Source organism: Pseudomonas sp. KH_046_2 (genome assembly GCF_057838985.1).
The window spans coordinates 5,124,318-5,144,865 of record NZ_CM174480.1 but is presented as its reverse complement, the minus strand read 5'-3'; the positions used below and the strand labels follow the sequence as shown (position 1 = coordinate 5,144,865).

Here is a 20,548-nt window from a genome sequence, read left to right as displayed (position 1 = left end):
GCTCCTACAGGGGATCTGTGTTTGGCTTCAGGAACCCTTGCCTTTTTCATTGGCCGGGTCGTAGACCTTGGTCAGGTCACCGCCGAGGCGGAAGTTCTTGAACGGTTGCATCTTGTGCTTCTTCGCCAGCACCTCGGGCGAGCAGGTGTAGAGCGAGCAGAACGGTTCGAGCCAGGCGAATTTCATGTCCTCCTTCAGGTCAGTCATGTCCTGTTCCTTGCCGTTCTTTTCCTCGAACTCATCCGGATCCTTCACCCCGGCGAGTACCCGGTCACCCAGGCGTTTGAGTGCGCCATTGTTTTCCTGACGCAAGTCCACGCCGTTGACCTGGGCGAAACTGGCGATCATCGCCAGCGGCGGCAGGGCGTAGTTGTGGTAGGCCAGGGCCCGTTGCTGACGCTTGAGTTCATTGGGCAGGTAGCCGTCGGCGTCGACCTGGTTGGCGCCGACCTTGTATTCCTTCACCGCCCAGTCGAACAGGTCGCGGCGGTTGGTGGCGACGGAAGTGGCCATCACCGACCACGCCGCCCAGTACGAGTGGTTGTTGGTCTGGTCGAGCGGCAGGTTGTCCCAATCGCTGACCACCTGGTCGGCCATCTTGCTGAACCAGGCTTCGATCAACTGCGCTTGCTGTTGATGGGTGGCCAGCGGGTGGGAGTCGGAAAACTTCAGGCGGATATACGCCGACGCCATGCTGCCCAGCGCCCATTTGCGCATCGACTTGCCGGTGTGGTTGAAGTCCTTGGACATCAATGCATCCGCCCGAGCCCAAGTAGCCAGCCAGTTCAGTGTGCATTCCAGTTGTGCAGGGTTGCCGTCACGCATGAACTGCATCACGCGCTTGCTGGTGCCGCGCTCGATCTTGGTGATGTCGGCGGTGCTCTCGTGGAAGGCTTTTTCCGACTGCACGTTCAGGGTCGCGCGGGCCTTGTCCGAACCTTCGTACTTGCTGCGAAATTGCAACGAGCCGGTGTACGGCGTCGGCATTGCATCGCAGCCGTCGCTCTTGTCGCCCGTCTTGAATTTATCCACAGGCGCAAAATAGCCCTGGGGTGGACGCAGTGGCGCAGCCGCTTGCGTGGCCCCGGCGAACATCGCCAGGCTCAAGAGCGTCGGTGCCAACAGTGTTGAAAATTTCGGATAGCGCATAGCAGACCTCATTGCCCGACCGAAGCAGTACGCTGTTCGGCGCCCGGGAATACGTTGCGTTTGCAGATTTTCGCTTCGACTTTCTGTGGCGCGGCACCCGCTTGCTCCGGGCCCTGGACTTCAACGGCCAGCAGGTTCTGCGAGGCCCAGTCTTCGTCCGTGCGCAACTCGAAAGCGAAACGCCCGTCAGTATCGGAAGTTTCCGGTTTGTCGATCTTGATGTCCTCGTGGCGACCGTTCATGTACCAGAGGGTGGCTTGCAGGGTTTTCACCGAAGTGTCGGCGAAGCGGATATCGACCTGATGGCTAGCGTTGCGCAGGTCCATGTTCTTGCTGTTGACCATCAACTCGTTTTTGCCCGGCTTGAGCGTGGCGCTGCCGGACATCTGTGCATCCTTGCCTTCGCAACCGTTGTCCAGCAGCGCCATCATCTGGCGGTAGATGGTTTCCTGGTCGAGGCGGTACAGCGGCGAGAATTCCCAGATGAGAATCTTCGGCGGGTTCTTCTGGAACTCGTCACTGCCTAGGTACTGCAGCATCGAACCTTCCAGGCCGCCGCCGGGGAACGCCACGTTGAGAATGTCGGCGCCGATGGCCTCTTCGAGGAAGCCGGCGAAGTTGTAGTTCTTGCCGCTGTGGGAGGTACCCACGAGGGTGATTTGCGGGTTGCCGGAGTCGCCGAACAAGTCGCCATCGCCCGCTTCGCCCTTCGGCTCTGTGGTGAATTGATCCATGTACTGGATCGCGTAGCTGGTGCCGCAGAGTTGGCCGGCCATGTTGTGCAAGGTGCCGGTCTTGCCCATGCGACCCGACTTTTTGGTCTCGAATTCGCGCTTGGGAATGTCGGCGAACTCAGGCAATTGCTTGACCTTCTCGGCGACGATTTTCGCCGTGCGCTGGGCGCCGTACGGGGTCCAGTGCTGGTCGCCACGGAAGTAGAAGTCGTGGGCGGGCAGGGTGTCGGGCAACGACTCGTTGGTCAGCGGCGACAGGTCCGGAACGACGTAGCCCATCTGCGCGAAACGACCGAGCATGGACTTGTAGTTCCTCAGCGCCTTGTCGAAGTCGAAGCTGGCCTTCTCCGCCGGGTTGAGCTTGTTGCGGTTCACCAGGCCACGGCTCGGCTGGTACACGACGACCAGTTCCACGCCTTTGCTCTTGAACGCATCGTGCAGTTGTTTCATGCGTTTGTAGCCAGCGGGCGTGGTGTCGAATTCGGTGCGCAAGTCTTCTTGCGTACGGAACAGCCAGTCGCCCTGGGCCTGTACCAGCGTGGTGAAGTTCTGCTGATAACGGGTGGTGTAGTTCTTCGCGTCGTGGGCGGCCGGGCACAGGCTGCAGCACGGTTCGGCAGTGAACTTTGGTGCTTGAACTTCATCGGCACGCGCGCCGCCACTGGCCGCGAGAATGCCGGCGGTCAGGGCCGACAGGCTGAGTAATTTGATCAAGTGTGGGTGCATAAGATTATCCTCAGTCCCGCATTTCGGTCTGGCGTTCGACGGGGTCGATCAGCACGGCTTTCTGCTGGCGCACCAGCAGGTCGAGAATTTCATCCTGGCGCTCGCCAAGAATGCCGGTGAAGCTGATACCGCTGGATTTGGTCGGGGCGAGCATGGACACGCGATACAACTCGACACTCAACGGCGAGTCGATGGACAGCGGCCCGCTGCCGTTGGCCGCCAGCTCACCGCCGACCACGATCAGCGACACCTGGGCGTCGAACGGGTCGAGCTTGATGTCACGGTCGGTGTTGCTCAGGTCCTTGATGTGCCCGTAGACACCGGTCAGGCCGTTGGCCATGGCGACGTTTTCGTACAGGCGAATGTTCACGCTGTTACGAATGCGGATGCCGTGGCGGCGGTTGCTGACGACTTTGTTGCCCCACAGCAGGTTGTCGGCACTCTCGTAGAGGGTGATGCCGTCAGTGTGGTTCTGGTAGATCTCGTTGTGAGCGATCAGGTTGTTGACGCTGTTACGGTCGATCACCAGGCCCGACAACTTGTTGTCGTAGCTGCGGTTGTTGAAGATGAAGCTGTCGTTGACCTCACGGGAAATAATGATCCCGTGCTTCTTCCTGGTCCCGTACACCGTGTTGTCGGCAATGATCAGACCGTGGGAACGGTCGTGCGGGTCGATGCCGTAGACGATGTTGTCTTTGTAGGTGTTGCCCTTGACCACGAAGTCGCGGGTTTCATAGCAGTAGAAGCCGTACCACATGTCCGAGAACTCGGAGCCGACGATCCAGCCGGTCGGCTCAGGGCGCTTGAGTACCTTGGCCATGTTCGGCGTGTACTGGGAAATACTTACGCCGTAGGACTTACTGTTGGCATAGCCGAAACTGGCGATCTTGCTGTTGGCGATGTAGGTCTCGGTACCACCCCAGGACAGCAGGAACGGACGGAACTCCTTCGGCGAGTTGAACGTCGCCGGGCCGTTGTCCTTCTCGCGCCAGCCAGTGATTTTGGTATCGCGTACGAACAGCTGGCCGTCGTTGACCAGGAACGCACCGGCCTCCTGGGACAGGCGCAGTTCCTGGGTCTGCTTGTCGATTTCCAGGATGCCGTGACGACCGACAACGATCGGCAGCCGGGAGAGGAACACACCCGGCGAGGTTTCGCTGAAGTACTGCTTGGGCAGCTTCTTCGCCAGGTCCTTGAGGTTCATGTAGCCATCGTCGACGAAAATCGCCTGGGGGATGCCGTGCTGACGCACCACCCACTCGGCCATCTTGTTGTCGCCACCGATGAAGTCCTTCAGGGCGTCTTCCTGCATCATCCGGCGCACGCTGATCTTGCCCGGTTTGCTGCGCACGATTTTTGCCGCGATGGCTTCGGCTGTGTAGCCGGAAACGTCCGGCAGTTTCGGCGTGGCCAGTTCCAGCGGCGCGGTCGGTGCGCTGCTGACGGTATAGGTCTTGGCCTGTTGCAGTTCCTTGGCCACGGTCGCCGGCTTTGCAACTGGCTCCACATTGGCGAAGGCAGTCGCACTGGCCAGCAGCATCGCGCCGGCCAGCAGGCTGATCGAGCCCTTTATGGCTTGATGATTCATCTGGGAGACTCCCTTCGCAATGTGCATCAGAAGCGCCAGATCACGTCGATGAACGCGCGGTGCATGTACGAATCGACTTCCTTGCCGTACGCATCGCCTGGCTTGAACACACCGCCACGCAAGCGCACCAGGGCCGACGGCTCATCGATCGCCTGACTCATCGACGCCGGCAACAAGCCTTGCTTGAAGTACTTGGTGACCACCAGGTCCATCTCCTGACCCAGGTCTTTCTCGCCATCGTTCAGCGGCAGGGAAGTACTGGAGAGGATCGCGCCGGTCACGTCGTCGGTGTTGTTCTGCACGGCGTCGATGCCGTTGCTGCCGACCGGCTTGTTGCCGTCGACGCGCCAGAATTTGTGGTAGATCAGGCTGGCGTCGTATTCGTCGTTGAGCATCCACGAACCGAACAGGGTGGCGCTCTGCATGTTGTTCATTTCGCCACGGAAGGCCTCGCCGAAACGGTGCACGCGCGAGCGGGTACCGGTGTAGTTCGAGCGGTTACTTTCCAGACCGTTCTGTTCATAGTCTTCGCTGGCACGGGCGTAGGCCGCACCGACTTGCCATTGCGGATCGAGGCGCAGGCGAACACCCAGGTCGGTGGCCCAGCCATCGACATCGCCGCTGCGCTTGGCTTGTGCCGGAGCGGTGCCATCGGCGTTCAGCGGGTTGACCGTGTCGCGGTCGCCGCTCATGCCGGTGATGCTGCCCCAGTAATTGATGGTGTTGGTGTTGCGCCAGTTGTAGGCGTCGCTGTCGGCGGTCAGGCCGAGCCAGCTGATGTCACCGTTCTGTTTCTTGTCCAGCGAATCGCTCGGCACGCCCGGTTGTGGGTAGTCGAGTTTGCCGTCGTCGTGGGTGTGGTGGCCGCGGATGCCGACCCAGTTGCCCGGTGTCCACTGGTACGCCGCATCGGCGTAAGCGTGCAGGCGATCCTTGTCCTCTGGCGCGAGTTCCTTGAGGTCGGTGCGGTACTCACTGAAGCGTTCGGCGATACCGACGTTGGCGCGCAGCAGGGTGGTGTCGAAGGTCCAGTTCAGGGCTTCGATGTTGGTGTCGCGCCACTGGCCGTCGTCGTTGCGCAGGCGCTGGCGACCGAACTTCAGGATCTCGCCGGGGTAGGGCGTGAAGCCGCTGTAGCCGACCCAGAACTCACGCATGGCCAGGTAGTTCTTCTTGGTCTCGCGATCACCGTTGTCGGTGTTCTCGGCGCCATCGGATTGTTGCAGGGTGTCGGTCTCGATGATGTCGGTGGACGTCACCGCCTGACCCATGGCGTAGGCGCTCCACGCGCCGCTTTCGCCGTAGACCCACGGACGCAGGTCGAGGCCGACGCCGTTGACGTCGCCGCCGTCGGCGGTGCCGAGGTCACGGTCGTCTTCGGACTGGCCGGTGATTTTCACGTCCAGGCCGAAGTTCTTGGTTTCTTCAGTCATCGCAGCAAGCGTCGGGCAAGACCAGATCAGCGCGAATGTCAGGCCGATGCCGGCCTTCATGAATGGATTCAACTTCATTGGGATTCCTCGCCAACTTCTTCTTGCAGGGCATGCAGTTCCGGCGTGTTCGGGCTCAGGGCACCGCGCACGGCCTGTTCTTGTTTCAACAGGCGTTGGGCTTCGGCCAACCGGTCGGGCGGCAATTGCGTTTGGATTGTTTGCGCAAGCTCGGTGGCTTGCGGAGTGTTCTGGGCCAGGGCCAGTTGGCTGAAGACATAGGCGTTCAGCGGATCAGGCTTGGTGCCCTTGCCTTGGGAAAACAGTTGGGCAATGGCGAAGTCGGCGCTGTTCTGGCCGTTTCGCGCAGCGGTCAACAGATGGTCGAGGGCCTTCTGCGGATAGACCTTGCCCAGGTAGCCACGGCGATAGATCTGGCCGAGGTAGTAATCGGCAGCGACTTCACGGCCGACGGCTTTCTGAAAATGCGCTTCGGCGACCTTGGCGTCGGCCGGCACCAGTTTGCCTTCGAAGTAGAGCTTGCCCAGCAACAGATCGGCGCGGGGCTGGTCGGCGGCGCGACCGTTGTCCAGGTACTTCATCATCTGGTCGACGTCGCCGAGTTCCGGGAAGTCGTAGAGCAATTGCGCGAGGGTGACCCACGACGCCGGGTAACCCGGTGCGATCGGTTCGAGCAGCGACTGCGCGGTTTTCTCGTCGGTCTTGCCCAGGGAGGCATCGGCGAGGACGCGGGCGACGCTGTCGACGCGCTGCGCCGAAACGGTGCGTTGGGCGTGCGCCGCTTGCATCTGCTTGATCAGCTCCGCCTGTTGCTCTGGCTTGGCCTGTTTCTGATAGACCGTGGCCAGTTCGACGTAGCAGATATCGCTGGTGTTGAGCGCGGCCTTGCAGATTTTTTCCACGTCATCCAGATGCTGGTCATAGGTCCCCTGGGTGCGATAGAGCAGCACCTGCGCCAGACCCGCTTCCGGTTTGTTCTCGGCACGCCATTGGCTGATCTGCTGCTGGGCATTCACGTTGGGGAAGCTGTGCGGGTATTGCAGGTACAGCATCGCCAACGGGATCAGCGTGTTGCCTTCGCCTGCCGTAGCGGCTTTTTTCAACAGGGTTTCGGCTTCGTGTTGTTCCGCTTCGGTGGAACCGGGTTTGGCCACCAGCAGGCGACCGAGGCGTGCCTGGGCGCGGGGCGAAACGCTGGCCGCGGCGCGGTAAGTCGCCTCGGCCTGTTTCATCTGCGCCGGGTCACGGCTGTCGACCTGGATATCGGCCAGGCCGACCTGCGCTTCGCTGTAGCCCAGGTCTGCCAGTTGCCGGTAATTCTGCGCTGCGGTGGCGGTATCGCCACGTTTGAGCGCTTCGTTGGCCAGGCGCTGGTCGGGCAGGCCGGCGCAACCGGCCAGGCTCACCGCCAATGCTAGCGAGCACACCATCAATCCAGTGTGGGAGCGAGCCTGCTCGCGAAGCAGGCGACTCGGTGCATCAGACAAACCGCGTCGATCCCATCGCGAGCAAGCTCGCTCCCACAGGGTCGGCGGCGCGTTGAGGGTTGGAGTAGTCACAGGCATGTCCTCGACTTAAAGACCGACAGCCATGGCTTTGTCGATCAGCCAGTTCAGGTTCGGGCCACGGTCGCTGTTCACTTCCACCGGGCGGCCGGCGAGGGAGCTGTCCAGGGTTTCGTCCGGCTGGATCAGCACGCGGATGTCCGAAGACAGATCGGCGCTTTTCAGGCTGGTGCTGCTGACGATCTTGCCGGTGCGGCTCTTGTCCTCGCCGGCGATCTGGAAGCGCACCGAAGTACCCGGGCGCACGTCGCCGAACTGGCGATAGGAGAAGCGCGCTTCAACATTGGCTTCGCCGCCCCGCGGGACCAGTTGGAAGATCACGTCGCCCTTGCTGGCGTACTGACCGTTGGCGACCATTTGCTGGGCCACGGTGCAGTCGCAAGGCGAGGTCAGGGTGCCGGTCATCTGCTTGCCGAACAGTTCTGCAACCTTGGCCGGTTGCAGTTGGTCTTCGTCCAGATGGCCCTTGAGCACGTCGAGCATGCTGGTGCTGAAGGTCGCCAGTGGTGCGCCCTTGGCGGCCACGCCGTCGGCTTTCACCAGGCTCTGCACGGTGCCGTCGCGGGGCATGGTGATGTTCACGCCCGGCACGCTGACCAGACCGGCCTGGGCATGGCTGACGAAGTACATGCCGTACACCGATTTGAAGACAAAGCCGAATGCAGCCACGCCGACAACGAAGATCCCCAGGCTGAAGGTCACGGCTTTCAGGCGGCCGAAAGCGGACATGCCGTGGCCGCCGTCCTTCGTCTTGCGTGCCTTGGTGAAGTTGTCGCGCTGCAGGGTCGCCAGCATTTCACCCACGCTGACGATGTCGCCCGCCAGGTGCGAAGTGATCAGGTGGCGCAGAGTCGAGATGTCCCGTGGTTCCAGGTTCTGGAACTGGCAGCCGGCGCGTCCGGTCTCGCGGTCGAAGGAGCGGACCTGCAACTCGACGTCCATGGCCAGGCCGAGGTTGTCGATGACGAATTGCAGGCGGGCCTTGTACACGTCACCCATCTTCAGCGGCAACTGACCGGCGTTGAACGCCAGGCCACCGGCGGACAGGTCGATCACCCGGGCTTCGACCGGCGTCCGGTCAGGGCCGAAGAAACGCAACTTCGCCGGGATTTTCACTCGGGCGTGTTGGCGCTGGGCTTCGGATTCGTGCACTACGTTGGCGTTGACGGCGGTATTCATAGGGGGCGTTTTCCTAGTTAATTCAGGCGAGTTCGGTCAGACCATCAACAGCAGCACGGCGACAAAAATGCTGCCGGCAGAGAAGGTCATGGTCCGAGACGACCAGGTGTTGAACCAACGTTGAAAGCTGGCGAGATCACGGGTCAGAGAAGTGGGTTGGCGGGTCCAGGACTGTTGGTCGAGGCGGAAGAACACGTAGATCTTCACCAGCGCGCCGACGATCTGGTTGTAATAGAGAATCGCCGGGTAGGCCGGGCCGATCCGGTGTCCGGAGCACGACAGCAACAAGGTCAGGATGAACCGGGTGATGCCGATCCACAGCAGGTACACCAGGATGAACGCGGTGCCGTACTTGAAGCTGGCGATCAACGCCACGGTCAGGCCGAGCAGGGAGGTCCACATCGACACGCGCTGATCGAACAGCACCACCGAGGTGAACGCACCGAGGCGTTTCACCCCAAGGCCGAGGGCCCGGGAGTTCTGCCGCAGGTTGTTGCCGTACCAGCGGAACATCAGCTTGCGACTGGCCTTGATGAAGCTCTTTTCCGGCGGATGCTCGACGGTGTTGATCGCGGCGTCGGGCACGTAGAAGGTGTCGTAGCCCAGGCGCATCAGGCTGAACCAGCTCGACTTGTCGTCGCCGGTGAGGAACTTGAAACGACCCAGGCGCCAGTGTTGCAGCGAGTCGCTTTCCACGTCGGCGATGAATTCCGGGTTGGTGACCACGGTGGCACGGAACACCGACATGCGCCCGGTCATGGTCAACACGCGCTTGGACAGGGCCATCGAGCACATGTTGATGTGACGCTGGGCGAAACGCAGCTTGTGCCATTCGCTCATGATGTAGCCGCCGCGCACTTCGCAGAACTCGTTGGTGGTCAGGCCGCCGACGTTGCCGAACAGCTGGAACCACGGCACGGTCTTGCGCACCGTGCCTTCGCCGAGCACGGTGTCGCCATCGATCACGGCGACCACGGCGCGGTCATCCGGCAGGTGCCGGGAGATGGCGCGGAAGCCGTAGGCCAGGCCATCGCGTTTACCGGTGCCGGGAATGCGCACGAAGTCGAGCTTGACCCGGGACGGCGGGTTCATCCGGTTCCACAGGCTTTTGACCAGCAGCTCATCGGACATTTCCACGATGGAGCAGACCACGGTGGTCGGCAGGCCGCAGTCGATGGCTTCGCGGATCACCGAGCTGTAGACCTGCGCGGTGGTCAGGGCATCGATGCGGAAACTGGTGACCATCAGGAACACGTGGGACGGGTCAGCCGCTTTGCCCAGCTTGCGCACTTTGCGCCGCAGGTGCGGGTAGACGATGTACAGAAAAATCATGCCGCGCACAAAGTGGGTGGCACCCATCGAGTAGCGCCAGATACCCACGGCGCCAATCAGGAAAATGAAGTCCTTCGACTCGGAGTCGAACGTGGACACGGGCAACGCCATGGCGAGGCCCATCAGTAAACTCAGGTAGAACAGCCAACCGGCGGCCTGGAGTAGGCCGTGTTTTAGCCTGTGCATAATCGGAATCCTAAAGTCAGTTGCAAGCCCCAAGCTTCAAGCCCCAAGCGAGGAGCTTTGAACTTGCGGCTTGGAGCTTGAAGCTTGCGGCTGCTTTACCAGCAGATGCCTTCGGCCCGGCTATTGGTGCTGGTGGCCTTGGACATGAAACCGACCAGGTCGATCACCTGCTTGCCGTGTGGAACGTCCTGCACCAGGGCGCGGAATTTCTCGTCACGGTTGCCGAGGATGATCACGTCGGAGTTGTTGATCACCGCGTCGAAATCGGAGTTCAGCAAGGAGGAGACGTGAGGGATCTTCGACTCGATGTAGTCCTTGTTCGCACCGTGAACGCGGGCGTACTCGACGTTGCTGTCGTAGATGCTCAGGTCGTAGCCCTTGCCGATCAGCATTTCCGCAAGGTCTACCAGCGGGCTTTCGCGCAGGTCGTCGGTGCCGGCCTTGAAGCTCAGGCCCAGCAGGGCGACTTTGCGTTTGTCGTGGCTGGAAACGATGTCGAAAGCGTTCTGCACCTGGGATTCGTTGCTGCGCATCAGCGAGTTGAGCAACGGCGCTTCCACGTCCAGGGAACCGGCGCGGTAGGTCAGGGCGCGCACGTCTTTTGGCAGGCACGAGCCGCCGAAGGCGAAGCCCGGGCGCATGTAGTACTGGGACAGGTTGAGGGTCTTGTCCTGGCAGACCACGTCCATCACTTCGCGACCGTCGACGCCGACCGCCTTGGCGATGTTGCCGATTTCGTTGGCGAAGGTGACCTTGGTGGCGTGCCACACGTTGCAGGTGTACTTGATCATCTCGGCGACGGCGATGTCCTTGCGGATGATCGGTGCGTCGAGCTCTTCGTACAGTGATTGCAGAACGTCGCCGGACGCCTTGTCGAATTCGCCGATGACGGTCATTGGCGGCTGGTCGTAGTCGGCGATGGCGGTGCTTTCGCGCAGGAACTCAGGGTTCACGGCCACGCCGAAATCAACGCCGGCCTTCTTGCCGGAGCAGTCTTCGAGAATCGGGATGACCACGTTGGCCACGGTGCCCGGCAGCACGGTGCTGCGTACGACGATGGTGTGGCGGGTGGCCTTGTCACGCAGGACAAAACCGATTTCGCGGCATACTGCCTCGATGTAGTTCAGCTCCAGGTCGCCGTTCTTCTTGCTCGGCGTGCCCACGCAGATCATCGACAGGTCGGTGTCGCGAATCGCCTCGGCGAAGTTGGTGGTGCCACGCAGACGACCTGTCTGGATGCCCTGGGCCAGAAGCTCACCCAGGCCCGGTTCAACGATCGGCGATTTGCCGGCATTGATCATGTCGATCTTGTCTTTGGCCACATCGACGCCAACGACGTCATGGCCCCGTGCAGACAGGCAACCGGCACATACTGCGCCGACATAACCCAAACCAAAAATGCTGATGCGCATCGCAATTACCTCTCTGTTATCAAGCCTGTATTCATCAAGCCATTAGATGGCCGGAGTTAATGGTGTTCAGCGGTGATAGTGCACTCGCAAGTGCGCCTTACAGGCACAATGATGCCGCGTGCTGGCATATAAGTTACGAGTGTCTAAATAAATGCACTCAAGGTGTGCGCAACTAGGCCTTGTTGTTGTGATTTGCCCTGTTATGCAGCCGATCCTCTTTTTCAGAAGATGCAGGTGCAAAGGTGTTGCACGCTTGATTTCAGGCCGAAAGCCCGTGGATCAAGCGGTTGGGTGCTCGGGTGAGCACGTTTATAGGGGCGCTGCCGTGGCCTTGTAGGGGATAGTCATACCGCGTTATCTCCTCTCCGCTTGCTGTTGTCCAAATCAGTGATTAGTCAGCTCAAGTTAGTATTACAACTTCGCTACATGAATCGCTTATCTGCGTAAGTTATCTCGTACACGCTCGGCGAGAATCGTTACCGGTGGTATGAGCGGCGCGTTTGGACATAGTTCCAGTCCGCTCATCGCGAAATTTGAAATTTCTTGAAATATTGAGAAAGATGGCACTGCTCTCAAATTGATAGCACTTGCCGTTTCGCCCTTTATATATAGGCGGCTCATCGGAGGGGATATTTTTTTGCCACTACTGTTAAAAAAGTCAGTGCCACTACGCAAAAAAATGACTGAAGTCGAGTGAAACTAAAGTTAGAAAAACGGTAGGTATTTTTCTGGCGCCATAAAAATGGCGAAAAGGCGGGAAAGGCTGAAGTGAGTCAAGGGTCGGCGCACGAGGGTTTGTGGAGGTCGTGCGCCTACCGGATGCATCACTCTGGTGCGTGATCGCGCAGAAACACCAGATTGTCCGGCTTGGACTGTTCGGCGCTGTAGCGATAGCCTTGAACGTCGAACTGTTTGAGGGTGGCCGGGTCGTTGATGCGCTCTTCGATGACGAATCGGCTCATCAAGCCGCGGGCTTTTTTCGCGTAGAAGCTGATGATCTTGTACTGGCCGTTCTTCAGGTCCTTGAATTCGGTGTTGATGATGCGCGCGTTCAAGGCGTTGCGTTTGACCGCCGAGAAATACTCGTTGGACGCCAGGTTGAGCAGCACGTCATCGCCTTGATCGACCAGGGCTTCGTTCAGCCATTCGCTGATGCGTGTGCCCCAGAAGGCATACAGATCCTTGCCCCGGGCGTTGGCCAGCTTGGTGCCCATTTCCAGGCGATAGGGTTGCATCAGGTCCAGCGGGCGCAGCAGGCCATAGAGGCCCGAGAGCATGCGCAGGTGTTTTTGGGCGTAATCGAAATCGGCTTCGCTGAGGGTTTGCGCATTCATGCCGGTGTACACATCGCCCTTGAACGCCAGCAGCGCCTGCTTGGCGTTTTCCGGGGTGAACGCAGGGGTCCAGCTACCGAATCGCGCGGCGTTGAGCCCGCCGATCTTGTCGGAGACGTGCATCAATTCGCTGATTTGCGCGGGCGTCAGCTCGCGCAATTGCAGGATCAACTCCTGGGAGTGGTCGAGGTACTGCGGCTGGGTGAAGCGCTGGGTCGCCGGCGGTGTTTCATAGTCGAGGGTCTTGGCGGGTGAAATCACCATCAGCATGAAGTCGTCTCCTTTAATCGTGGCGGCGATTCTAGGGGGTTGTTCGTGTTGACTCCAGCTATGGCGTCCATAGGTGATGGCCGGTGGCCTTGCACCAAACCTGTAGGAGCGAGCCTGCTCGCGATTGCGGTATGACATTCACCAAAGGCGGTGCCTGAAATATTGCTATCGCGAGCAGGCTCGCTCCTACAAGGGGGCTGTGTTGCTGCAGGAGGTGTGTCTGGATCAGCTATAGTGCCGCGCGGGTTTTGTTATGGAGACATCCCATTGCGCATCGCTTTTCTCATCTCGATCTGGCTACTGAGCTTCGGCGCCATCGCGGCCCCGGGCGATGTGGCGACGCTCGATCGCAGCACCTGGCCGGAAAAACTCGGTAACCCGACGCTGTTCGACGTGGCGTCGAGGGCCGAGATCCTCATGTTTTCCAGTGTGCTGTTGGCCAGCGAGTCGCTGGATGAACCCGCCCTGGCCCAGCGCCTGGGCCTGCGCACGATCAATCTGGAGTCGGTCAACCGGGTTCGCCAGCGCATGTGGCAACGGCTGCTGGCCAACTACAACCTCGCCCAACAGAGTTGCGACCAGGATGCCTCCTTCTGTTTTCTGGTCGAAGACCTGCCCACCCTGCGCGAACAGGCCGCCAAGTTCCAGGTCGGCGCAGACAGCTACTACATCAAGTGGGCCGAACCGAGCCGTGTGTTCCACACCCAGTACCTGGACGAGCAGCTGCGCAAGGCCGCCTTGTTCCCGCAAACCAGCAGCGAAGTCGATCATTTTGGCGACTATGAGCGCAGCGGCGACGGGATGCATGACCGGCTGTTTCTGCTGACCTTCGACAGCGCCGCCAACGCCGCGCCGGATAACACCGCCTGGGTCACCGAGTACCTGCGCAAGTCGAACCTGAGCGGGACGTTCTTCGTCCTTGGCAAGGACATCCAGGCCCGCTTGGCCGAGCATTCGGTGAGTAACCTGCAAGCGACTTACTCGAGCCAGTGCATTGGCGTACAAGGCTGGGAGTTCCGTTCCCACAGTCACTGGCAGGACTGGCAGGACTCGGTGCGCCGCAGCGCCGAACTGGTCAAAAGCAAACTGCCGGAAAACTACGTGCCCCTGTTCCGTCCGCCCGACGGTCAGCGCCGTGCCGATGCCGAAGGCTTCTTCAAGACTCAGGGGTTGCAGGTAGCGTTGTGGGACATCGACGCCCAGGACGGCGCCGGCAAACTCAAGGGCAACCCGAGTGCGCAACGGGTGCTGACCCTGATGCTGCTGTGGCGGCACGGGGTGATCAATTTCAATGTGAAACAGGATGCAGTGAAAACGGCGTTGCCGTGGCTGGTCACGCAAACGGCACCTGTCGGGATCGGCTGGGAGGACTGCCAGGATGCGTTTCGCTGAAAACGACAAAACCCCGTAAACATTGGGTTTTTGGTGGTTTTTGAGAGGGATTCGTTGCAGGTGGACTTCCGACTGTAAACGGGTGATGGCAGTCCGCCAAGTGTTATTGGTCACTCTGAAAAATAAACTTCAAAAAAGCGTCAAAGTACTTTTTTCTGTCACACGTTTTGGAGTATTACGAAGACAGACCGCCGAAACCTGCAACACAGGTGGCGTCTTCCAAGACCCGTTTGTTTGCAGTCACTTGAGTCTCGACAGGTGAGATTCGGCAGTCACTTCGAGGCGCAGAACCGTCAAGGTATTGCGTCGACTGGCTCCCACAAAGGTGACCGAGTATGGATGATCACGGACGTAGCTCTTCTTCCAACCAGCCAATCCTTTATGTACTCGATACCAACGTATTGATTCACGATCCAAACGCGCTGCTTAACTTCGAAGAACACCACGTCGCGATCCCGATGACCGTGCTTGAAGAGCTCGACAAGCTCAAGAGCGGGCATCACAGCGTAGCCGCCGAATGCCGCCAGGCCATCCGCCTGATCGACAAGACTCTGGGCGATGCCTCACCTGAGGATGTCGAGCAGGGTGTGCCGATCCAGCGTGGCAAAAGCGGACCCAAGGGTTTGCTGTCAATTCTGATGAGCAAGCATGCCGAGCCGAACCTGATTCTGCCCGAGCACCTGAACGACAACAAAATCATCAATCAACTGATCGACCTGCACGCGCGCGACCCGAAGAAGCCCGTGGTGCTGGTCACCAAAGACATCAACATGCGCCTCAAGGCGCGCGCCTGCGGGATCGCGGCCGAGGACTACAGCACCGACCAACTGGTCGATGACGTGTCCTTGCTGCCCAACGGCTACCACAACATGACCGGCTCTTTCTGGGACCGCGTGAGCAAGGTCGAAACCCGTCAGGACCACGGCCGCACCTGGCATCAGGTGCAATTGATCGACAACCTGCCGGCGGTGCACATCAACGAATTCATCATTGATGAACAGGGCTTTGTCGGCTGGATCAAGGAGATCGAAGAAGACCGCTTGCTGATCCTCGACCTGCACCAGGAACCGCTGCTGCACCAGGAAGCCTGGGGCCTCAAACCGCGTGATATCTATCAGAGCCTGGCGCTGTACGCCTTGCTCGATCCGGACATCCACCTGGTCAACCTGTCGGGTGCCGCGGGTTCGGGTAAAACCATCCTGGCGCTGGCCGCTGCCATCGAGCAGACCATGGTCAGCAAACGTTATCGCCGCATCATCGCCACCCGCAGCGTGCAGGGCCTGGACCAGGAAATCGGCTTCCTGCCCGGCACCGAAGCAGAAAAAATGGAGCCGTGGCTGGGCGCCATCACCGACAACCTCGAAGCCTTGCACATGGATGACGAAAGTACCCATGGCAGCGTCGACTACATCCTCAGCAAAGTGCCGTTGCAGTTCAAATCCCTCAACTACATCCGGGGCCGCAGCTTCCAGCAGAGCCTGATCCTGATCGACGAATGCCAGAACCTCACGCCGCACCAGATGAAAACCATCATCACCCGTGCCGGCGCCGGTTCCAAAGTGGTGTGCCTGGGCAACCTGGCACAGATCGATACCCCTTACCTGTCCGCGACCAGCTCCGGGCTGACCTACCTCACTGAACGCTTCAAGGACTTCCCGAACGGGGTGCACATCACCCTGCAAGGGGTGCCACGTTCGATCCTGGCCGAATACGCCGAAACGCATTTGTAATCGCTTCATCGAAACCGGGCGGCCTCGCAGCCGCCCGGTTTTTTATGTCCGACACAAATCCTGTGGGAGCGTGGCTTGCCCGCGATGCAGGCACCGCGGTTTAATGGTTACACCGCGTTGATACCATCGCGGGCAAGCCACGCTCCCACAGGAATCGATGTGATCGGACAATCGTGCGTGCGGAAATCTGACCCGCAGGTTTACAATCGACGCTCCTGATCAGGAGTAATCCCGTGCTGACTCATCTCGATTCCCAAGGTCGCGCCAATATGGTCGACGTCACTGAAAAAGCCGTGACGTTCCGTGAGGCGACCGCCCAAGCGCTGGTGCGCATGCTGCCCGAAACCCTGCAGATGATCGTCAGCGGCGGCCACCCCAAGGGTGATGTGTTTGCCGTGGCGCGCATTGCCGGCATCCAGGCGGCGAAGAAAACCAGCGATCTGATTCCCTTGTGCCATCCGCTGATGCTGACCGGCGTCAAGGTCGAGCTCAGTGCCGAAGGCGACGATTCGGTGCGCATCGTGGCGCGCTGCAAGCTGTCCGGGCAGACCGGCGTCGAGATGGAGGCCCTGACCGCTGCCAGCGTTGCCGCGCTGACGATCTACGACATGTGCAAGGCCGTGGACCGCGGCATGACCATCGAGAGCGTGCGTCTGCTGGAGAAGGTCGGCGGCAAGAGCGGTCATTTCCAGGCGGAGCAGCCATGAACGTTACCGTGAAGTTTTTCGCCCGTTATCGTGAAGCATTGGGTCTGGACTCGGTGAAAGTAGAAGGCAACTTCGCCACCGTCGACGACGTCCGCGCGCTGTTGGCCCAACGTGACGGTGCCGAGGTGTTGAGCGAGCAAAACCTGATGTGCGCCCGCAATGAAGACCTGTGCCAGCTCGACGAGCCGGTCAGCGAGGGCGATGAAGTGGCGTTCTTTCCGACTGTGACCGGAGGCTGAGCCATGGCGATCCGCGTGCAGTCCACCGCGTTCGACCCGGGTGCCGAAGTCAATGCCATGCACGATGCCAATGTTGGCGTGGGGGCAGTGGTGAGTTTTGTCGGCTACGTGCGCGACTTCAATGACGGCCTCGATGTCGCCGGGATGTTCCTCGAACACTATCCCGGCATGACCGAAAAGGCCCTCGGCAAGATCGCCATCGAGGCCGGGCAGCGCTGGCCGCTGCTCAAGCTGGAAGTGCTGCACCGCATCGGCGCCCTGGAACCGGGCGAGCCGATTGTCTTCGTCGGCGCGGCCAGCGCCCATCGTCAGGCGGCATTCGACGCCTGCGCCTTTGTCATGGACTACCTGAAAACCCGTGCACCGTTCTGGAAGAAAGAAATCACCAGTGACGGGCCGCGTTGGGTCGAGGGGCGTGACAGTGATCATGCGGCGGCGGATCGCTGGAAGCAGTAATTTCTGCGGCGTCTCTGATTAAGCCATCGCGAGCAGGCTCGCTCCTACAGTAGATCTGTGTTCGCAGAACCACTGTAGGAGCGAGCCTGCTCGCGATGGCGTCATCTGCACCAACAAAAATCTTGATGACTCACCACCCGACCATCGGCCGGCACGGGCTGCATTTGCCTCATTGACGATTTATACATAAAAGTCCAGTATGGAATTATAAGTACAAAAAAGGTTTTCACCCGTTTCAGCTTTTTCTTCTGTCTTGCCAAACCAACAACAACCGCGAGAAAACGAACATGAAGAAGTTCCCCCTCATCACCGGTCTGGCCCTGAGCCTGTTGGCGTGCAGCTCTGTGTTCGCCGCCGAGAAAACCTTGCGCATCGGCATCGAAGCGGCGTATCCACCGTTCGCCTCGAAAACCGAAAAAGGCGAAATCGTCGGTTTCGACTATGACATCGGCAATGCCCTGTGCGCGCAGATGAAGGCCAAGTGTGTGTGGGTCGAGGGCGAGTTCGACGGTCTGATTCCTTCCCTGAAAGTGAAGAAAATCGACATGGCGCTGTCATCCATGACCATCAATGAAGACCGCAAGAAGTCGGTGGATTTCACCCATAAGTACTATTTCACCTCGTCGCGCCTGGTGATGAAGGATGGTGCGGTGGTGGATGACCAGTACGCCAGCCTCAAGGGCAAGACCGTCGGCGTGCAGCGCGCCACCACCACCGACCGTTACGCCACCGAGGTGTTCGAGCCCAAGGGCATCAACGTCAAGCGCTACAGCAACAACGAAGAAATCTACATGGACCTGGCAGCTGGCCGCCTCGACGCGATTTTTGCCGACACCATTCCACTCAATGATTTCCTGTCGATGCCCCGTGGCAAGGGTTACGCCTTTGCCGGGCCGGAACTGAAAGATCCGAAATATGTGGGCGAGGGTGCCGGGATTGCCGTGCGCAAGGGCAACATCGAGTTGGTCAGCGAGCTGAACACGGCCATTGATGGCATTCGTGCCAGTGGTGAGTACCAGAAGATTTCGGACAAGTATTTCAAGTCCGACATTTACGGCGACTGATAGTCCGCCATCGCGAGCAGGCTCGCTCCTACAGGGTACGGTGTACACCGATCCATTGTAGGAGCGAGCCTGCTCGCGATGGCGTCGGATCAAACAACTCAAATCTCAGGGCTCAGCCCTTCAATTCCTTCAAATGCTTGTACACCGTCGCCCGGCCCATGTTCAGCACATTGGCCACGTAGTTCGAGGCGCTTTTGCCCTTGAACGCGCCTTCGGCGTGCAACGCCAGCACCAGTTCACGCTTGTGGTCGCGAGTCAGCAGATTCAGGCTCAACTGGCGCTCGCGCAGCCAGGCGTGGAGGAAGGTGTTGATCCTTTCCTGCCAGTCATCACGGAACAGTGCATCCGGTTGCGGGATCAGCTTTGTCGGTGACAGGAACAGGTCCAAAGCCGCCTTGGCATTTTCGAACAACGAAATATTCAGGTTGATGCACAACATCGCCAGCGGATGATCTTCGCTGTCCCGTAGCACCGTGCTGAGGCTGCGAATCTTCTGACCGTCCCAGTTGAGCTTTTCGTACGGCCCGATGTTTCGTTCGCTGACATCGTCGCTGAGCATGTCTTCCAGCGCCGAGTCGTCGCCGATTTCCCGTTTGGACAGGTTGTTGGCGATGTAGTCGACCTTTTGCGTGCGCAGGTCGTGCAGCACCACTTCGGCGTGGGGAAAGAACAGTGTGGCGATGGCATCGGCGATCGCCCGGAAGTTATCCAGCGACGCAGTGTTCGGGGCCGAGTCTTTTTCGGGGGCGTTCATTCAGTGGAACTCCAGGCAGCGTCAGCGCCCCATCAAAGGGGCGCTGAAAGTGTGCCGTAATCGTGTGGGCACGTCACCTGAGGATCAGGATCAGCCGAGGCGGGCAGGGGAGAGCATTTCGGCATTCAGGCCGAAATGGCTGAGCGACTCGGGCAACGCGGCGCCGCGCACCAGTGCCGCGCTGGCCTGGCCCATGGCCGGCGAGGTCTGGATGCCGTAACCGCCTTGCGCCGCGACCCAGAACAGGCCCGGTACCTGTGGATCGAACCCGGAAAGCAGGTCGCCATCGCTGACGAAGCTGCGCAGGCCGGCCCAAGTGCGTGTCGGGCGGCGGATGGTCAGGGTCGTGGCTTCTTCGATCTGGTAGATGCCCATGGCGATGTCCAGCTCTTCGGGCTGTACGTCGTGGGGTTCGACCGGGTCAGCGTTGGCCGGCGAGCCGAGGAACATCCCGGCGTCGGGCTTCATGTAGAAGGATTCGTCGAGACTGACCAGCATCGGCCAATGATGGATGTCCACGCCTTCGGGGCCGGCGAAGATGAACGCGGCACGGCGCTTGGGTTGCAGGCCCAGCGGCTTGGCGCCAGCCAGTTCGCCGATTTTGTCGGCCCAGGCGCCGGCGGCGTTGATGATGATCGGCGCGCTGAACGTCTGGTTGCCGGTCTGGACGTGCCATGTACCTTGGCCGTCGCGGCTCAGGCTGACGACTTCGCTGTCGGTATGCACTTCACCCTGGTTGCGGCGGATACCGCGCAAATAGCCCTGGTGCAGGGCGTCGGTGTCGATGTCGCTGGCGGTCGGGTCGTAGATGGCGCCGTGGATCTTTTCCCGGCGCAGGACCGGCACCAACGCGCAGGCCGCGTCGGCGTCGAGCAATTGCATCTCCGGCACCATGGTTTTTGCGCTCTGGTATTGCCTGTTCAGTTCGTCCGGGTCACCGGTGAAATCTACGGTCATTTCGCCCCGCGGGGTCAGCAGCGGGTGTTCGCAGAAACCGCTGGGCGGGTTGTCGAAAAAGTTCCGACTGGCCAGGGTCAACGCCCGAACTTGCGGGGTGCCGTAGGCCGCGGTGTACAGCGCCGCCGAACGGCCGGTGGAGTGATAGGCCGGATGGGATTCGCGTTCGAGCACGATCACGCGCCCGTGCTGCGACAGCCAGAAACCCGTGGAAGCACCGGCAATCCCGCCGCCGATGATGATGAAGTCTGCCTGGCTCATGAACGTCTCCTGTGAAGCACAATGCCGGAATTGTAATGATCCCCTGTGGGAGCGGGCTTGCT

At 60.1% G+C, this 20,548-nt stretch carries 17 protein-coding genes; 6 read left to right on the top strand and 11 right to left on the bottom strand.

The genetic code is table 11. The features are described from left to right. Positions 1-27 precede the first annotated feature (27 nt). From AC3IX1_RS23315 to yaaA, 9 genes are all read right to left on the bottom strand, one after another. Positions 28-1,149, bottom strand: coding sequence for a mannuronate-specific alginate lyase (locus AC3IX1_RS23315; RefSeq protein ID WP_489385979.1), 1,122 nt, complete (start codon positions 1,147-1,149; stop codon positions 28-30). Between the two features lie 8 nt (positions 1,150-1,157). Continuing rightward, a complete protein-coding gene (locus tag AC3IX1_RS23310; RefSeq protein WP_489385978.1) occupies positions 1,158-2,609 on the bottom strand; it encodes an alginate O-acetyltransferase in 1,452 nt (483 codons plus the stop codon). 10 nt (positions 2,610-2,619) lie between these two features. Continuing rightward, positions 2,620-4,197, bottom strand: coding sequence for a mannuronan 5-epimerase AlgG (gene algG / locus AC3IX1_RS23305; RefSeq protein WP_489385977.1), 1,578 nt, complete (start codon positions 4,195-4,197; stop codon positions 2,620-2,622). Positions 4,198-4,223: 26 nt separating this feature from the next. Then, positions 4,224-5,708, bottom strand: a complete 1,485-nt coding sequence (locus tag AC3IX1_RS23300; protein WP_489385976.1) for an alginate export family protein — start codon at positions 5,706-5,708, stop codon at positions 4,224-4,226. Next, positions 5,705-7,207: an alginate biosynthesis TPR repeat lipoprotein AlgK gene (gene algK / locus AC3IX1_RS23295; RefSeq protein WP_489385975.1), complete on the bottom strand. Its 1,503-nt coding sequence runs from the start codon at positions 7,205-7,207 to the stop codon at positions 5,705-5,707. Before algK ends, AC3IX1_RS23300 begins: the two co-directional genes overlap by 4 nt. A gap of 15 nt (positions 7,208-7,222) precedes the next feature. After that, a complete protein-coding gene (locus AC3IX1_RS23290) occupies positions 7,223-8,392 on the bottom strand; it encodes a PilZ domain-containing protein (protein ID WP_489385974.1) in 1,170 nt (389 codons plus the stop codon). Positions 8,393-8,428: 36 nt separating this feature from the next. Further along, on the bottom strand, positions 8,429-9,910 hold the full coding sequence (alg8, locus tag AC3IX1_RS23285) for a mannuronan synthase (RefSeq protein WP_489385973.1): 1,482 nt from the start codon (positions 9,908-9,910) through the stop codon (positions 8,429-8,431). A gap of 95 nt (positions 9,911-10,005) precedes the next feature. After that, positions 10,006-11,322, bottom strand: a complete 1,317-nt coding sequence (locus AC3IX1_RS23280) for a nucleotide sugar dehydrogenase (RefSeq protein ID WP_489385972.1) — start codon at positions 11,320-11,322, stop codon at positions 10,006-10,008. An 824-nt stretch (positions 11,323-12,146) separates the two neighbouring features. Beyond that, on the bottom strand, positions 12,147-12,926 hold the full coding sequence (gene yaaA / locus AC3IX1_RS23275; protein ID WP_057713390.1) for a peroxide stress protein YaaA: 780 nt from the start codon (positions 12,924-12,926) through the stop codon (positions 12,147-12,149). 267 nt (positions 12,927-13,193) lie between these two features. Between yaaA and AC3IX1_RS23270 the strand changes: the two genes are divergently transcribed. The 6 genes from AC3IX1_RS23270 to AC3IX1_RS23245 all read left to right on the top strand — a co-directional run bounded on the left by AC3IX1_RS23270 (position 13,194) and on the right by AC3IX1_RS23245 (position 18,514). After that, positions 13,194-14,318: a polysaccharide deacetylase family protein gene (locus AC3IX1_RS23270; RefSeq protein ID WP_489385971.1), complete on the top strand. Its 1,125-nt coding sequence runs from the start codon at positions 13,194-13,196 to the stop codon at positions 14,316-14,318. 335 nt (positions 14,319-14,653) lie between these two features. Continuing rightward, on the top strand, positions 14,654-16,048 hold the full coding sequence (locus AC3IX1_RS23265; protein ID WP_223440979.1) for a PhoH family protein: 1,395 nt from the start codon (positions 14,654-14,656) through the stop codon (positions 16,046-16,048). A gap of 233 nt (positions 16,049-16,281) precedes the next feature. Continuing rightward, a complete protein-coding gene (moaC, locus tag AC3IX1_RS23260; RefSeq protein WP_007972660.1) occupies positions 16,282-16,755 on the top strand; it encodes a cyclic pyranopterin monophosphate synthase MoaC in 474 nt (157 codons plus the stop codon). Beyond that, complete coding sequence (gene moaD / locus AC3IX1_RS23255) at positions 16,752-16,994, top strand: molybdopterin converting factor subunit 1 (RefSeq protein WP_075945584.1); 243 nt, start codon at positions 16,752-16,754, stop codon at positions 16,992-16,994. The genes moaC and moaD overlap by 4 nt, the downstream gene beginning before the upstream one ends. A gap of 3 nt (positions 16,995-16,997) precedes the next feature. Then, positions 16,998-17,450 (top strand): molybdopterin synthase catalytic subunit MoaE, encoded by a 453-nt coding sequence (gene moaE / locus AC3IX1_RS23250; RefSeq protein WP_489385970.1) that lies wholly within the window; start codon positions 16,998-17,000, stop codon positions 17,448-17,450. Positions 17,451-17,737: 287 nt separating this feature from the next. Next, the gene (locus AC3IX1_RS23245; RefSeq protein WP_489385969.1) at positions 17,738-18,514 is read left to right on the top strand and encodes an ABC transporter substrate-binding protein; all 777 of its coding nucleotides are present in this window, start codon (positions 17,738-17,740) and stop codon (positions 18,512-18,514) included. Positions 18,515-18,626: 112 nt separating this feature from the next. Here AC3IX1_RS23245 and AC3IX1_RS23240 read toward each other — a convergent pair whose 3' ends face one another. Together AC3IX1_RS23240 and AC3IX1_RS23235 are read right to left on the bottom strand one after the other, a co-directional pair. Further along, a complete protein-coding gene (locus AC3IX1_RS23240; RefSeq protein ID WP_489385968.1) occupies positions 18,627-19,268 on the bottom strand; it encodes a helix-turn-helix transcriptional regulator in 642 nt (213 codons plus the stop codon). A 90-nt stretch (positions 19,269-19,358) separates the two neighbouring features. After that, positions 19,359-20,486, bottom strand: coding sequence for an NAD(P)/FAD-dependent oxidoreductase (locus tag AC3IX1_RS23235; RefSeq protein ID WP_489385967.1), 1,128 nt, complete (start codon positions 20,484-20,486; stop codon positions 19,359-19,361). Positions 20,487-20,548 lie beyond the last annotated feature (62 nt).